17 protein-coding genes are annotated in these 14,312 nt (G+C 69.4%); 8 read left to right on the top strand and 9 right to left on the bottom strand.

The window, feature by feature from the left end:
- Positions 1–37: 37 nt before the first annotated feature.
- Together murJ and HPS01S_RS00895 are read left to right on the top strand one after the other, a co-directional pair.
- On the top strand, positions 38–1,603 hold the full coding sequence (gene murJ, locus HPS01S_RS00890) for a murein biosynthesis integral membrane protein MurJ (protein WP_066149849.1): 1,566 nt from the start codon (positions 38–40) through the stop codon (positions 1,601–1,603).
- Between the two features lie 7 nt (positions 1,604–1,610).
- Positions 1,611–2,468, top strand: coding sequence for a SirB1 family protein (locus tag HPS01S_RS00895; protein WP_066149852.1), 858 nt, complete (start codon positions 1,611–1,613; stop codon positions 2,466–2,468).
- Between the two features lie 4 nt (positions 2,469–2,472).
- Here HPS01S_RS00895 and HPS01S_RS00900 read toward each other — a convergent pair whose 3' ends face one another.
- From HPS01S_RS00900 to purM, 4 genes are all read right to left on the bottom strand, one after another.
- Complete coding sequence (locus tag HPS01S_RS00900) at positions 2,473–3,489, bottom strand: GlxA family transcriptional regulator (protein ID WP_066149855.1); 1,017 nt, start codon at positions 3,487–3,489, stop codon at positions 2,473–2,475.
- Positions 3,468–4,100, bottom strand: a complete 633-nt coding sequence (locus HPS01S_RS00905; protein WP_066149857.1) for a DJ-1/PfpI family protein — start codon at positions 4,098–4,100, stop codon at positions 3,468–3,470. The genes HPS01S_RS00900 and HPS01S_RS00905 overlap by 22 nt, the downstream gene beginning before the upstream one ends.
- Positions 4,097–4,663, bottom strand: a complete 567-nt coding sequence (locus tag HPS01S_RS00910; protein WP_066149860.1) for an isochorismatase family protein — start codon at positions 4,661–4,663, stop codon at positions 4,097–4,099. Before HPS01S_RS00910 ends, HPS01S_RS00905 begins: the two co-directional genes overlap by 4 nt.
- A gap of 93 nt (positions 4,664–4,756) precedes the next feature.
- Complete coding sequence (purM, locus tag HPS01S_RS00915; RefSeq protein ID WP_066149863.1) at positions 4,757–5,794, bottom strand: phosphoribosylformylglycinamidine cyclo-ligase; 1,038 nt, start codon at positions 5,792–5,794, stop codon at positions 4,757–4,759.
- Between the two features lie 103 nt (positions 5,795–5,897).
- On the opposite strand from purM, the gene HPS01S_RS00920 reads away from it, so the two are divergent.
- From HPS01S_RS00920 to folK, 5 genes are read left to right on the top strand one after another with little or no spacing between them, the layout of a single operon-like run.
- Entirely contained in the window at positions 5,898–7,010 is a 1,113-nt protein-coding gene (locus HPS01S_RS00920; RefSeq protein ID WP_066149866.1) for an AI-2E family transporter, read from the top strand.
- 17 nt (positions 7,011–7,027) lie between these two features.
- Positions 7,028–7,714, top strand: coding sequence for a DnaA regulatory inactivator Hda (gene hda / locus HPS01S_RS00925; RefSeq protein WP_066149869.1), 687 nt, complete (start codon positions 7,028–7,030; stop codon positions 7,712–7,714).
- Positions 7,715–7,726: 12 nt separating this feature from the next.
- Complete coding sequence (locus HPS01S_RS00930; RefSeq protein ID WP_066149872.1) at positions 7,727–8,395, top strand: histidinol-phosphatase; 669 nt, start codon at positions 7,727–7,729, stop codon at positions 8,393–8,395.
- On the top strand, positions 8,392–10,086 hold the full coding sequence (pcnB, locus tag HPS01S_RS00935) for a polynucleotide adenylyltransferase PcnB (RefSeq protein WP_066149875.1): 1,695 nt from the start codon (positions 8,392–8,394) through the stop codon (positions 10,084–10,086). Before HPS01S_RS00930 ends, pcnB begins: the two co-directional genes overlap by 4 nt.
- Before the next feature lie 18 nt (positions 10,087–10,104).
- Entirely contained in the window at positions 10,105–10,581 is a 477-nt protein-coding gene (gene folK, locus HPS01S_RS00940) for a 2-amino-4-hydroxy-6-hydroxymethyldihydropteridine diphosphokinase (RefSeq protein WP_066149878.1), read from the top strand.
- An 8-nt stretch (positions 10,582–10,589) separates the two neighbouring features.
- Here the strand turns inward: folK and pdxH are convergent, their stop codons facing one another.
- Both pdxH and HPS01S_RS00950 read right to left on the bottom strand, forming a co-directional pair.
- A complete protein-coding gene (gene pdxH, locus HPS01S_RS00945; RefSeq protein ID WP_066149881.1) occupies positions 10,590–11,225 on the bottom strand; it encodes a pyridoxamine 5'-phosphate oxidase in 636 nt (211 codons plus the stop codon).
- Between the two features lie 23 nt (positions 11,226–11,248).
- On the bottom strand, positions 11,249–11,869 hold the full coding sequence (locus tag HPS01S_RS00950) for a gamma-glutamylcyclotransferase (RefSeq protein WP_066150878.1): 621 nt from the start codon (positions 11,867–11,869) through the stop codon (positions 11,249–11,251).
- Positions 11,870–12,000: 131 nt separating this feature from the next.
- On the opposite strand from HPS01S_RS00950, the gene HPS01S_RS00955 reads away from it, so the two are divergent.
- The gene (locus tag HPS01S_RS00955; RefSeq protein WP_066149885.1) at positions 12,001–12,582 is read left to right on the top strand and encodes an OmpA family protein; all 582 of its coding nucleotides are present in this window, start codon (positions 12,001–12,003) and stop codon (positions 12,580–12,582) included.
- A gap of 63 nt (positions 12,583–12,645) precedes the next feature.
- On the opposite strand, the gene gloA is transcribed toward HPS01S_RS00955, so the two are convergent.
- Genes gloA through HPS01S_RS00970 form a run of 3 tightly spaced genes read right to left on the bottom strand, consistent with a single transcriptional unit; the run spans position 12,646 to position 14,301 of the window.
- Positions 12,646–13,059, bottom strand: coding sequence for a lactoylglutathione lyase (gene gloA, locus HPS01S_RS00960; RefSeq protein WP_066149888.1), 414 nt, complete (start codon positions 13,057–13,059; stop codon positions 12,646–12,648).
- 11 nt (positions 13,060–13,070) lie between these two features.
- Entirely contained in the window at positions 13,071–13,694 is a 624-nt protein-coding gene (locus HPS01S_RS00965) for a hypothetical protein (RefSeq protein WP_066149891.1), read from the bottom strand.
- A 16-nt stretch (positions 13,695–13,710) separates the two neighbouring features.
- On the bottom strand, positions 13,711–14,301 hold the full coding sequence (locus HPS01S_RS00970) for a thioredoxin fold domain-containing protein (protein WP_066149894.1): 591 nt from the start codon (positions 14,299–14,301) through the stop codon (positions 13,711–13,713).
- Between the last annotated feature and the right edge of the window lie 11 nt (positions 14,302–14,312).

The raw sequence follows: 14,312 nt of genomic DNA on the forward strand, positions 1-14,312 counted from the left end.
GCCCGCCGGGCGGTGGCCGGGTGGTTACACTGCCGCGGTGTCGCTCTTCAAGTCCGCCTCCCTGGTTTCCCTGCTGACGCTGGCCTCGCGCATCACCGGTCTGGTGCGCGAGCTGCTGATGGCATCCACGTTCGGCGCCAGCGCCCTGACCGACGCCTTCAACGTCGCCTTCCGCATTCCGAACCTGCTGCGCCGGCTGTTCGCCGAGGGCGCATTCAGCCAGGCCTTCGTGCCGGTGCTCGCCGGCGTGCGCGCCAAGGACGGTGACGATGCCACCCGCGAGCTGGTGAACCAGATCGCCACTGTGCTCGTCTGGGCGCTGGTGGCCACCTGCGTCGTCGGTGTGGCGATCTCGCCCGTGCTGGTCTGGGCCATGGCCAGCGGCCTCAAGCAGAGCCCCCAGGGCTTCGAGTCGGCGGTGCTGATGACGCGCTGGATGTTTCCCTACATCGGCTTCATGTCGCTGGTGGCGCTGTCGGCGGGTGTGCTGAACACCTGGAAAAAATTCGCCGTGCCAGCTGCGACGCCGGTACTGCTGAACGTGGCCATGATCGGGGCCGCCTGGCTGGGCGCACCCTGGTTCGAGTCCTTGGGCATCGAGCCGATCTACGCGATGGCGGCCGGCGTGATGCTCGGCGGCGCCCTGCAGCTGGGGGTCCAGATCCCGGCGCTGCTGCGCATCGGCATGCTGCCGCGCGTGGGCCTGCGCTGGTCGTCGCTCAAGGCGGCCTGGGCGCACCCGGGCACGCGGCGCGTGACCACGCTGATGCTGCCGGCCCTGCTGGGCGTGAGCGTGGCGCAGGTCTCGCTGCTGATCAACACGCAGATCGCATCCCACCTGGCCACCGGCAGCGTGAGCTGGCTCAGCTACGCCGACCGGCTGATGGAGTTCCCGACCGCGATGCTGGGTGTGGCGCTGGGCGTGGTGCTGCTGCCTCAGCTGGCGGCCGCCCGGGCTGCCGACGACGGCGAGCGCTACAGCGCGCTGCTGGACTGGGGTCTGCGGCTGGTGGTGCTGCTGGCGGTGCCCTGCGCGGTGGCCCTGTTGACCTTTGCCAAGCCCCTGGTGGCGGTGCTCTACCACTACGGCGCGTTCTCCGAGCGCGACGTGGCCCAGACCACGACCGCCCTCATGGGCTACGGCGCCGGCCTGCTGGGCCTGGTGGCGATCAAGGTGCTGGCGCCGGGCTTCTATGCGCGCCAGGACATCCGCACGCCGGTGAAGATCGCCATCGTGGTGCTGCTGCTGACCCAGGCCATGAACCTGGTGTTCGTGCCCCGCCTGGCCCACGCCGGTCTGGCGCTGGCCATCGGCCTGGGCGCGATGGTCAACGCGCTGTGGCTGCTGATCGGCCTGGTGCGGCGCGGCGCCTACCGTCCGGCCCCGGGCTGGGCACGGTTTTCGATGCAGGTGCTGGCCGCCAGCGCCTTGCTGGCGGTGTTCCTGATGTGGAGCGCCGGGTCGGTGAACTGGGTGGCGTTCGAGGGCGGCGCGCTGCTGCGGGTCGTCCTGATGGCCGCGATCGTGGTGGGGGCGGCGCTGCTGTACTTTGTCGCGCTGATGCTCTCGGGTTTAAAACTTCGGCAATTCGTCCGAAAATGAACCCATCATGCCTTCTGCCTTTGAACTCCCCTCGTCGACGCCGCTGGCGTATTTCGCCTCGCTGGTGAAGGACGACGACAGCCTGCCCCTGCTGGAAGCGGCCGCTTCCATCGCCCAGGACGAATACCCGGACCTGGATGTGCAGGAGGTGCTGGGTGAGGTGGATGTGCTGCTCTCCCGCCTGCGCCGGCGCAGCCCCTCGGACGCCGAGCCCCTGCAGCGCCTGCGCGCGCTCAACCAGTTTTTCTTCCGGGATCTGGGCTTCGGCGGCAACGTCAACGACTACCACGACCCGGACAACAGCCACCTCAACGTGTTGCTCAGGACGCGCCGCGGCATCCCGATCTCGCTGGCGGTGCTGTGGCTGGAGCTGGCGCAAGGCCTGGGCCTGAAGGCGCGCGGCATCAACTTCCCCGGGCACTTCCTGGTCAAGATCAATCTGCCCGAGGGGCAGGTGGTGATTGACCCCTTCACCGGCCAGTCGCTCAGCCGCGAGGAGCTGTCCGAGCGGCTGGAACCCTACAAGCGGCGCAACGGGCTGGTCGACGACTTCGACGTGCCGGTGGGCCTGTACCTGCAGGCGGCGCCCTCGCGCGACATCATCGCCCGCATGCTGCGCAACCTGAAGGAAATCCACCGCACGCAGGAAGACTGGCTGCGCCTGATCGCGGTGCAGGACCGGCTGCTGATCCTGCTGCCCGACGCCTGGATCGAGTACCGCGACCGGGGCCTGGCCTGGGCCGAAATGGGCGATGCGGCCCTGGCCGCGCAGGACCTGGAGGTCTACATCGCCCATACCGACGATGCGCTGGACCGCGACGCCATTCAGTCGCGGCTGAACGAGCTGCGCCGCGCCCGGGGCTGAGCGCTCAGCGGGCCGCCGCTCTGTGCGTGGTGCCGGGCGTGCCCGGCTGTCCGTGCCGGTGCCAGGCGCGGCGCAACTGGGTGTCCGACCCGAACCCCGAGATCTGCGCGGCCTGCGTGACGTTGTGACCGCTCTGCAGCGCCGCCTGGGCCACCGCGAGCCGGATGCGCTGCAGGTAGGTCAGCGGTGACACACCCGCGTGCTCCTCGAACAGGCGGGTCAGGTGGCGCGCCGAGGTGTGGCCCCGGTCGGCCATGCGCGGCACGGTCCAGGCCTCCTGCGGCGCCTGGCTCACCGCGTCCTGCACCCGGTGAAGGACGGGGTGCAGGTGGTCGCGGTGGTGCAGGAAGGGCGAGAGTTCGGGGTCCTGCGGGCCTCGGCGCAGCGCCACCACCATGGTCTGTGCCACTTCGGCTGCGAGTGCCGGCCCCAGACGGGCGGCGATGCGGTGCAGCGTGAGATCGATGCCGGTGGTCACGCCGGCGCTGCTGAACACCGGAGCGTCCAGTACGAACACCCGGTTGGCCAGCACCTCGCAGTCGGGCGCGGACTGGCGCAGTTCGTCCAGATGGTGGTGGTGCGTCGTGGCTTTGCGGCGCGCCAGCAGGCCGGCGCGGGCGGCCACCACGGCGCCAGCGCAGATGCACATCAGCTCCACCTGGCCTTCGGCCAGGCGCAGGCCGCGCAGCCAGTGCAGCAGCTCGCGCGCGGCGGGGCTGTCCAGCGCGACCTGGTCACCCGGCTGGCCCACCAGCACCACCCACTGCGGGCGCTGGGGCCGGGACAGGTCGGGCAGCGGGGCCAGATTCGACACCCGGGCGCCCACCGAGCTGACCGTTTCGGCGCGGGGGCCTGTGAAGTGCAGCGCAAAGGCCGCAGGCCGGCCCTTAGCCAGCAGCGACTGGTTGGCCATGCGCAGCGCCTCGGCCGGACCCGCCCAGTCGAGGATCAGGCTGTCGTCCAGCAGCACGAAATGCACGTCCACCACAGTGGCGGATGTCAGTCGGGTCGGTTCATCCATCGGTAGTCCATCTGTCGTGCGGTGCGTTCGGCCAGTTCGGGGCAGGTCAGGCGGGCCACGAGGTGCAGCGACAGGTCGATACCGGCGCTGATGCCCGCCGAACTGAACACGCGGCCGTCCTCGACCCAGCGCACGCCATCGACCACGTCCAGCAACGGCCACTGGCGACGCAGGTCGGCCAGGTCCTCCCAGTGCGTCGTCACCCGGTGGTTGGTCACCACCCCGGCGGCGGCCAGCACGAACACGCCCGTGCAGACCGAGGCCGTGAGCGTCGCCTGAGCGCCGGCGCGCCGCACCCAGGCCAGCGTGTCCGGGCAGCGGGCGGCGGCGTCGACCACACCACCGGGCACGATCAGCAGGTCCACCGGCGTCTCGTCGCTGAAGTGCCGGGTCGGCAGCACCTGCAACCCGGCCCTGGCGCGCACCGGCGCCCGGGTGCGCGCCACGCAGGCCACCTGCCAGCCCGCCGCGACCGGTTGGCCGGGCCAGTCCGCGGCCTCGGGGCGGGCCGCCATGCGGGCGGCCGTGGTGAACACTTCGTAGGGCCCGGCCAGGTCCAGCGCCTCGACATCGTCGAAGGCCAGGATGGCGATGCCGAACGGGCGGGTCACGCCACGGCCCCGGCGCGTGCCAGCGCCTCGTCCACCGAGGTGAGGGTGCAGAAGCGCCCCTGCAGCACGGTGGCGGTGCGCGCCTTGATCTCGGCCGCGGTCAGGGGCGAGCCGTCGGGCTGGGTCATGTCGAAGGTCAGCGTGGCGTCCAGCACATAGTCGACCTCCCAGCCGAGGTCGGAGGCGTGGCGGGTGGTGGTTTCGCAGCACTGCTCGGTGCGGATGCCGCTGACGATCAGGCGGCGGATGCCGTTTTCGGTCAGCCAGACGTCCAGCCCGGTGCCGACCAGGGCACTGTGCCGGTGCTTGACGAAGCTGGCGGCCGGATCAAAAACGGACAACTCGGCCAGCGGACGGACATGGCCGCTGGCGTGCGAGAAGGGGTTGTCCGGAGTCCCCGGTCCGTCGCTGTGCAGGATGCGCACCACCGGGATGCCCTGCGCGACGCAGCCGTCGATCAGCGCGTTCTGCTCGGCCATGTAGGCCGGCAGTGCCGAGGCGTCGAAGTAGGGGCGGTGGCGGAAGGATTCCTGGACGTCGATGACCAGCAGGGCGGTGTTCATGGGGCAGCTCCGTTGAAAAGATGGCCGCATTGTTCCCGCCGGGACGCCGCCTGTCCGCCACCACCGCGGACAGGTTTCGATCAGATCAGGACATCAGGCCACGACCACCGCGGCACCGTCGTCCCTGGGCGCGATGGCGCCGATTTCATAGACCGTCTCGCCCAGTTCGCGCAGCGTGGCGGCGCAGGCGGCGGCCTCGGCGGCGTCGATGACCACCACCATGCCGATGCCGTTGTTGAAGGTGCGGTTCATCTCGATGTCGTCGATGCCAGCGACCTTCTGCAGCCAGGCGAACAGCTCGGTCTGCGGCCAGCTGCCCTTTTTCAGGTGAGCGGCCGTGCCTTCGGGCAGCACGCGCGGGATGTTCTCCAGCAGGCCGCCGCCGGTGATGTGGGCCAGCGCCTTCACAGGGTGCTTGGCCAGGGTGGCGAGCACGTTCTTCACGTACAGGCGGGTCGGGGCCATGATGGCCTGGCGGAAGGGCTGGCCGTCCAGCGTGGCGGGCAGGTCGCTGCCGGCGCGCTCGATGCACTTGCGCACCAGCGAGAAGCCGTTGGAGTGCACGCCGTGCGAGGCCAGGCCCAGCACCACGTCGCCGGGTTTCACGTCCTTGCCGGTCAGGATCTTGGACTTTTCGACCGCGCCGACGCAGAAGCCGGCCAGGTCGTACTCGCCGGCTGGGTACATGCCGGGCATTTCGGCGGTTTCGCCGCCGATCAGGGCGCAGCCGGAGAGTTCACAACCCTTGGCGATGCCGCCGACCACGGCCGCAGCGGTTTCCACGTCCAGCTTGCCGCAGGCAAAGTAGTCGAGGAAGAACAGCGGCTCGGCGCCCTGCACCAGCACGTCGTTGACGCTCATGCCCACCAGGTCGATGCCCACGGTGTCGTGCAGGTTCCATTCAAAGGCCAGCTTGAGCTTGGTGCCCACGCCGTCGGTGCCGCTCACCAGCACCGGTTCCTGGTAGCGCTTGGGCACTTCGAACAGCGCGCCGAAGCCGCCGATGCCGGCCAGCACGCCTTCGCGCATGGTCTTCTTGGCCAGCGGCTTGATGCGCTCGACCAGCGCGTCGCCCGCGTCGATGTCGACGCCGGCGTCTTTGTAGGAAAGGGGGGTGGTGCTGGAGGTCATAGGGGGGAGGGCGGGGAGAGGGCCCGCGCGGGCCGGGGACTAGAATTTGCGGCTGATTTTAAGGGTTCGCCCTCCGGCCCCCGTTCACCCGAGCTTGCACCCCATGACCCTTTCCCCCGCGCAGATCCGTTCCCTGACCTGGGTCGCCATCGCCGTGGCGATCTGGGCGCTGCTGACGGTGCTGGCGCCGGTGCTGATGCCCTTCGTGCTGGCCGCAGTGATGGCCTACGCGCTGCATCCCCTGGTGGAAAAGCTCAACGACCGGCGGATTCCCCGCTGGCTCGGGGCGGGTGTGGCCATCGCCCTGCTCATGCTGGTGCTGCTGGCTGTGGTGCTGCTGATCGTGCCGGTGATCACCAAGCAGGTGCCGCTGCTCAAGGAGCAGGTGCCGGCGCTGCTGGACCGGGTCAACGACAGCCTGGTGCCGCTGGCGGGGCGCTTTGGCATCGACCTGCAGATCGACGTGGCCCAGGTGCGCGAGTGGCTCAAGGATCTTGTCACCGGGCACGAACAGGAACTGATCAACGGCCTGCTGTCCTCGCTGCGCATCGGCGGCAGCGCGCTGGCGGCGGTGTTCGGCAACCTGGTGCTCACGCCCATCGTGGCCTACTACCTGCTGCTGGACTGGGCGGGGCTGGTGGAACGCAGCAAGCGGCTGATTCCTCCCCGCTGGCTGCCTTCGGTGCAGAGCTTCCTGGACGAAACGGACGAGGTGCTGGGCCAGTACCTGCGCGGCCAGCTGCTGGTGATGGGGGTGCTGGCGGTGTTCTACACCGTGGCGCTGGCCCTGGTGGGCCTGAAGCTGGCGCTGCCGATCGGCGTGTTCACCGGTCTGGCCGTGTTCGTGCCCTACCTGGGCTTCGGCCTGGGCCTGGTGATGGGCCTGCTGGCGGCGGTGCTGCAGTTCCAGAGCCTGACCGGCGTGGTGCTTGTCGGTGTGGTCTACACGGTGGGCCAGGTGGCCGAAAGCATGTACGTGACGCCGCGCCTGCTGGGCGAGCGCATCGGCCTGCACCCCATCGCGGTCATCTTCGCCCTGATGGCCTTTGGTCATCTGTTCGGCTTCGTGGGGGTGCTGATCGCGCTGCCGGCCAGCGCCGTGCTGCTGGTGGCGATCCGCCGCGCCAGGGCCGGTTACCTGGCCAGCGACCTGTACCTGCCCGGCGCAGCCACCGCCCCGGCCGCGCCGGCCCAGCCGAAGGACGGCGCGGAATGAAACCGGTTCAGCCGCCCATGAAACAGATGGCGCTGGACATCGGGCTGGCGCCCGTGCCCACGCTGGACAACTTCGTGGCGGCGGGCAACGAGGCCGTGCTGGAGCACCTGCGGCTGTGGACCTACAACCCCTTGCGGTCGCCGGTGCCCACCTATCTCTGGGGCGAGCCCGGCAGCGGCAAGACCCATTTGCTGCGGGCGGTGCGCGAAACCCTGCGCGACCTGGGCGCCCGCACCGGCTGGATCGGGGCGGGCATCCTGCACCCGATCGAGTTCGACGAGAGCTGGGACGCGGTGATCCTCGACGACTGCCACCTCTACACCGCCGAGCAGCAGGCCGCGGCTTTCAACTGGTTCGTCAACGCCCAGACCCCGGCCCACGGCCCGGCGCGCTGGGTGCTGGCCGCGGCCGACCGGCCGCCGGCCGACCTGCGCCTGCGCGAAGACCTGCGCACGCGCCTGGGCTGGGGCCATGTGTTCCAGCTCAAGGCCCTGGGCGAGACCGAGCGCCGATCCGTGCTGCGGCGCGCCGCCGACGAGCGCGGCGTGTTTCTGGGCGACGAGGTCATGGACTTCATGCTCAACCGCTTCTCGCGCGACCTCTCCAGCCTGATGATGCTGCTGGACCAACTCGACGCCTACGCCCTGCGCACGCAGCGCGCCATCACGATTCCGCTGATCAAGTCCATGCTGGACAACGAATGAAGACTTCCCCGAATGAGACTCGCGCTGTTTGACCTGGACCACACCCTGCTGCCCCTGGACTCCGACCACGCCTGGGGCCAGTTCACCGTGGCGCTGGGCTGGCGCGACGCCGAAACCCACACCCGCGCCAATGACGCCTTCTACGAGCAGTACAAGGCCGGCACGCTGGACATCCACGAGTACATCCGCTTCTCGGTCGCCCCGCTGGCCGAGCACGGGGTGGACAAGTCCAACGCTGCGCACCGCCGCTTCATGGACCAGGTGATCCGCCCCGCCATCCGGCCGGTGGCTGTCGAGCTGGTGCGCCGCCACCAGGCGGCGGGCGACCAGGTGCTGATCGTCACCGCCACCAACGAATTCGTCACCCGCCCCATCGCCGCGGCCTTCGGTGTTTCCGAGCTGATCGCCATCGACCTGGAGCGCGACCCGCAGGGCAACCCGACCGGTGCCATCTGGGGCACCCCCTCGTTCCGAGAGGGCAAGGTCGCGCGTGTGGAACAATGGCTGGCTTCCCGCGGCCTGTCCTGGGCCGACGTGGAGCACAGCAGCTTCTACAGCGACTCCCTCAACGATCTCCCGCTGCTGGAGAAAGTGACCGAGCCGGTGGCGACCAACCCGGACCCCCGCCTCAGCGCCATCGCCACCGAGCGAGGCTGGCGCATCCTGAACCTATTCGAATGATCAAGAAATTCATCGACAAGCTGCTGGGCAAGGCCTCCGGCAAAAGCGCCAAGGCCAGCAAGTTCGGCAAGCGCGAAGACGTGCCGGTTTCCGTCCACGGCATCGACCCGAAGCTGGTCGACCAGCGCGCCCTGGACGTGGTGCGCACCCTCAAACAGGCCGGCTTCGAGGCCTACATCGTCGGCGGCGCGGTGCGCGACCTGCTGCTGGGCCTGCGGCCCAAGGACTTCGACGTCGCCACCAGCGCCACGCCCGAGCAGGTCAAGAACCTGTTCCGCCGCGCCTTCATCATCGGCCGGCGCTTCCGCATCGTGCACGTGATCTATGGCCGCGGCCGTGAACACGAGGTGATCGAGGTCTCGACCTTCCGCGCCTACCTTGACAGCGCCGACGCCGAGCAGGTCAGCGGCAACGAGCGTACCAGCAAGGGCGAGCTCTCGGGCATGAAGCACGCGGTGGACGCCAGCGGCCGGGTGCTGCGCGACAACGTCTGGGGTCCGATCGAGCAGGACGCCGCGCGGCGCGACTTCTCGATCAACGCCATGTACTACGACCCCGAGGCGCAGATCGTGGTCGACTTCCACCACGGCATCCGCGACGCGCAGAAGAAGACGCTGCGCATGATCGGCGACGCCGCCACGCGCTATCGCGAAGACCCGGTGCGCATCATCCGCGCCGTGCGTTTCGCCGCCAAGCTCAATGCCCTGGGTTTCAAGTTCGACGCCAAGACGCGCGAACCCCTGGTGTCCTCGGTGGATCTGCTGAAAGAAGTCCCGCAGAGCCGCCTGTTCGACGAGATGCTCAAGCTGCTGCAGACCGGCCACGCGCTGGCCAGCGTCGAGGCGCTCAAGACCCACGGCCTGGCTCGCGGCATCTACCCGCTGCTCGACCTGGTGGTCGAGCGGGCCGAGGACGACTTCGTCAAGCTGGCGCTGCAGGACACCGACCGCCGCGTCGGCGAGGGCAAGCCGGTGGCGCCCAGCTTCCTGCTGGCCTGCGTGCTCTGGGCCGACGTGCGCAAGGGCTGGGAGCGGCGGCTGCAACCGCGCGGCAACCAGCGCCCGCCCACCCCGTTCGCGGCGCTGCAGGACGCGGTGGACGAAGCCTTTGACGCGCGCATCGGCGACGTGTCGGGCCGCGGCAAGCTGGGCACCGACATGCGCGAGATCTGGATGATGCAGCCGCGCTTCGACAAGCGCGTGGGCACCGGTCCGTTCAGCCTGGTTGAACAGCCGCGCTTCCGCGCCGGCTTCGACTTTTTGCGCCTGCGCGCGCAAACCGGTGAAGTCGACGAAGAGCTGGCGCACTGGTGGGAAACCTTCAGCACCGCCGACGACGACCACCGCCAGGACATGGTCGACGCGCAGCGCAAGGCCGGTCAGCCCAAGGGGGTTGGCGGTGGCGGCAAGGCGCGCCGCGTAAAGAAGACCGACGCCGACCATCCGGCGTCGGGCGTCGCCGAGCCGGTGCGGGACGATCCGCGTTTCCGCCCCGCGGAGGGCGGTGACGAGCAGGACGAGAGCCCTGCGCGCACCGTGTTCTATGGCAGCGCTTTTGCACCCGACAGCGACCATGTCGACGACGCCGCCGCGCCCGGCGAGGGCGAGGCGCCGGCCCGCAAGCGCCGCCGTCGCCGCCGCAAGCCGTCTGGTGGTGGTGAAGGCGCCCCTCCTGCGCCGTCGGCCGACTGACAAAGACCTCTTGTATCCATGAGCGACACCGGGCGCCCCGAGGTCACGGCCTACGTGGCCCTCGGTGCCAACCTCGGAGATGCCGCCCGCACGCTGCGTGATGCGCTGCAGGCGCTGGGCAGCACGCACGGCCTACGGCTCGTCAAGGCCTCCAGCCTCTACCGCACCGCGCCCATCGAGTCCAGCGGTCCCGACTACCTCAATGCCGTGGCCGAAGTGGCCAGCACGCTCACTGCGCCCGCGCTGCTGCACGCCTTGCAGGCGATCGAAAACGCCGCCGGCCGCGAGCGCCCCTACCGCAACGCCCCGCGCACGCTGGACCTGGACCTGTTGTTGTACGGCGGCGCCCGCATCGACTCACCCGCACTGACCGTGCCGCACCCGCGCATGTGGGAACGGGCGTTTGTGCTGGTGCCGTTGCACGAGATTGCGCCCGGTCTGGTGACCGGGCAACGCCTCTCAGCCGTTGCCGACCAGGCGATCGAACGTCTCTGAAAAGGGGCTCACGGCGCCAGCCGCTCCCGCAACCACTGACCGTCGGCCTGCAGCGAATAGCGCAGCCGGTCGTGCAGGCGGCTCTTGCGACCCTGCCAGAACTGCCAGGTGTCGGGTTTGAGGCGGTAGCCGCCCCAGTGCGGCGGGCGGGGCGGGCGCAGCATGAACTGGGCGCCGTACTTCGCGGCGTTGGTGACCAGCACCGCGCGGTTCTCGATCACCTCGCTCTGCGGGCTGGCCCAAGCGCCGATGCGGCTGTCCAGCGGGCGGCTGTGGAAGTACTCGTCGCTCTCTTCGTCGCTGACCTTCTCGACGAGGCCTTCGATGCGCACCACGCGCTCGAGTTCGACCCAGTGGAACTGCAGCGCGGCGTACGGGTTGCCAGCCAGCTGCCGGCCCTTCTGGCTGTTGTAGTTGGTGTACCAGACGATGCCGCGTTCGTCGTACCCCTTGATGAGCACCACGCGCGTGGTGGGCCGCAGGTTGGCGCCCACGGTGGCCAGCGTCATGGCGTTCGGCTCGGGCACTTCACCACGGATGGCCTCGTTCAGCCATTGGTCGAATTGCTGCAGTGGGTCGGCGTGCGAGGCGGATTCGCTGAGTTCGGCTTTTTCATAGCTCTTGCGCAGGTCGGCGATGTTCATGGTGGGTCCTGGTGGTGTCGTGTTCAGGGCAGATCGTTTGCGATGCTGAGCAGCCGCGCCAACGCACGGTCTTCAATACCGTGCGCGCGCAGGCCCTGCAGGGTCTGGCGTGCGTAGTCCAGCGTGGTGCCGTAGCGGCCGCGTGCGTGTTCGAAGATGTCGCGGTACTGAGCGTCGCTCAGCGGTCCGGTGTGGTTGGGGCTGCGGGGCGAGAGGGTGAAGGCCAGGGCGCAGACCGGCCCCTGCGCGGTCCGGCAGAGCAGCCACTTGGGGTCGTAGACCGGGTTCGGCATCTCGCGCGCCCACAGTGCGGGCATGGCCGCCTCGACCTGGTCGTGCGGCAGGCGCAGCGCCATGCCGGTGCAGCTGCCGCCGGGCATGAGCGCGAACACCAGGCCGGGGCGCTCGGGCGTGCCGCGGTTGACGCGGCTGTACATGTTCAGGCAGCGGTGGTAGCCGTGCACCTGGGCCAGGCGCTGCTCGGCGGCCTCGAACTCGGGGCGCCAGACCAGCGAGGCGTAGCCGAACACCCAGAGGTCGGCACCCGGGCCGAGCGAGCGCCACTGCGCCAGGGTGTCCGCCATCATCTGCCGCCCATCGCGTTGCGAGGGTTCCCAGGTGCTCTGGGGGAGGTTGCGGGGCATGAAGGGCAGCGGTTGGGCGCGAGGGGCAGCCATTTACAATCTTCGGGTTTTTGCGCCTGTCGGACTCCTTCAGGGAGGAGTTGCAGGGGGCTGAAGTTCAATCCCTCATTATTCTTCACGGAGTGTTGCCCATGTCTTCCCAGGACGAACAACAGGAATACCGCGTCGCGGCGGTGGTGCTGATCGCAGTGGTGCTGATGGCGGTCGGTCTGGCCGTCGGTGTGGCGATCCAGAAGGTGCGTGGCTCGGGCGCGAAGGCGGCTCCGGCCGCGGTGGCTGCAGCGACGGCGGGCGACGCCTCCGCAGGGGCGGCGAGCGGTGCTGCGGCCGGCGCACCGGCCGCCGCTGCACCCGAGGCTGCAGCTCCGGCGGCGGGCAGCGACGATGCCAGCGTGGTGGTGGAAAACGGCGTGGTGAAGTTCTACTTCGCGTCGGGCAGGTCCGACCTGGCGCCTGGTGCCGTGGAAGCGCTGGCCGATGCCATTGCCGCCGGCAAGGCGGGTCAGAAGCTGGTGATCTCCGGTTTCCACGACTCGACCGGCGATCCCGCCAAGAACGCCGAGCTGGCCAAGCAGCGCGCCCTGGCCGTGCGCGACGCGCTCAAGACCGCCGGTGTGGCCGACTCGGGCATCGAGCTCAAGAAACCCGAGACCGCCACCGGTTCCGGCAACAACGCCGAGGCCCGCCGCGTGGAAGTGGTGATCGCCCAGTAAGCGGTCGGTCCGTTCCCCACAAAAAAGCCCGCGGACCGCGGGCTTTTTTGTGGGTGGGCCGTTTCAGCGCAGGCCCTGTCCGGCGCCGGTGTCGGCGCGCTGGATGAGTTCGATCTTGTAGCCGTCGGGGTCGGTGACGAAGGCAATCACCGTGGTGCCGCCCTTGACCGGGCCGGCCTCGCGCGTGATGGTGCCGCCGGCGGCGCGGATCTTGTCGCAGGCCGCATAGGCGTCGGGCACGCCCAGCGCGATGTGGCCGTAGGCCGTGCCCAGCTCGTACTGCTCGACGCCCCAGTTGTAGGTCAGCTCGATCTCGGCCTGACCGGGGTTGCCGCCATCGAAGCCGAGGAAGGCGAGGGAGTACTTGTATTCCGGGTTCTCGGACGTGCGCAGCAACTGCATGCCCAGCACCTGGGTATAGAAGTCGATGGAGCGTTGCAGGTTGCCGACGCGCAGCATGGTGTGGAGGATTCGCATGGTCGTGATGGTCAGGGAAGAGGGGCGCGCACGCCAGTGAGGGCCTGATAGCCCTCCCGCGTGGCAGGGGATACCGCCTGCAGCACCTGTGCGTAGGATGTTTTGTGGCGGGCCAGCAGCCGCGCCGAGGCGAGGCTGTGAGAGCGACAGAACCAGTGGCAGCTGTGCTGCATCAGGTACAGCTCGGCCAGCAGGGTGCGGGCGCGCTCGCGCACCGGCCACTGCTGCGGGTTCGCCACCACGCGCGCGATGCCCTGAGCGTGCAGCTGCATCAGAGCCCGCGCGTCGAAGCCCGGGGCCAGCCAGGCGGGCAGCCAGCGGTGCGCGTGGGGCAGGGGGTTGCGATTGACCCAGGTGGAGGAGGTCTCGGCCTGCGAGAACGCCTGCGCAAAACGCTCGAACTGCTGGGCCAGTGCATCTTCGGTGGCGGTGTGCAGCGACCAGATCTGCTGCTGCCGCTGCTCGTCCGGCTCGTCCAGCGCTCTCAGGTAGCCGTCGTTGAGCCGCTCCATCAGCTTCTCGATCTGGAACTGTGCCAGGTGGGTGCCCAGCAGGGTGATGCGCTGGCGCTGTTCGCGGGTCTTGAGCAGGAAACTGCCTACCGCAAACAGCAGGGCGAGGGTGAGGACGTCCATGCAGCGGGCCGGTGCGTCAGGGCTGCATGCCCAGCCAGCTGGAGAGGCCCGCGGTGTCCATGGACCCCGCGCGGGTGATCACCTGGCCACTGCCCGCGTGGCGCGCCACGATGAACGGCACCGAGTCGGCGCCCAGCCGGTCGAGCAGGGCGGTGTTGGTCTTGATGGTGGCCTCGACCTCGGCCGGAATGCTGGCCGAGGCGGACATGCCGCCCTGTCCCGCCAGCAGCGATTTTTCGTGAGCCGTCATGGTCTCGACCGGGTTGGCGGCCTGCATCAGCGCTGCGCCCTGCGGAAGGCTCTTGGGGCCGAGGATGGCCACCGGCGCCCAGACGAACTTCACCTTGGTCTGCAGCGGCAGCGACGACTCCCAGAGGTGGCTGCAGTGCGGGCACTGCGGGTCGAACAGCACATAGACGGTGTGGGCGCTCATCATCGCGCCGGCGGTGAATCCCTTGGCTTCACGGGCCACGGTGTCGTAGGCCTGTGCGGGATCGATCGGGGCAGCGGTCGCAGGCTGTCCGCTGGCGGCATCTTCCCTGGAGCAGGCCATCAGCCCGAGGGCGGAGCTGGCCAGCAGGGCGAGCGAGAGGCGGCGGGTGATCATGGTGTTCTCCG

The sequence above is a fragment of the Hydrogenophaga pseudoflava NBRC 102511 genome (genome assembly GCF_001592285.1).
Lineage (GTDB): Bacteria > Pseudomonadota > Gammaproteobacteria > Burkholderiales > Burkholderiaceae_C > Hydrogenophaga > Hydrogenophaga pseudoflava.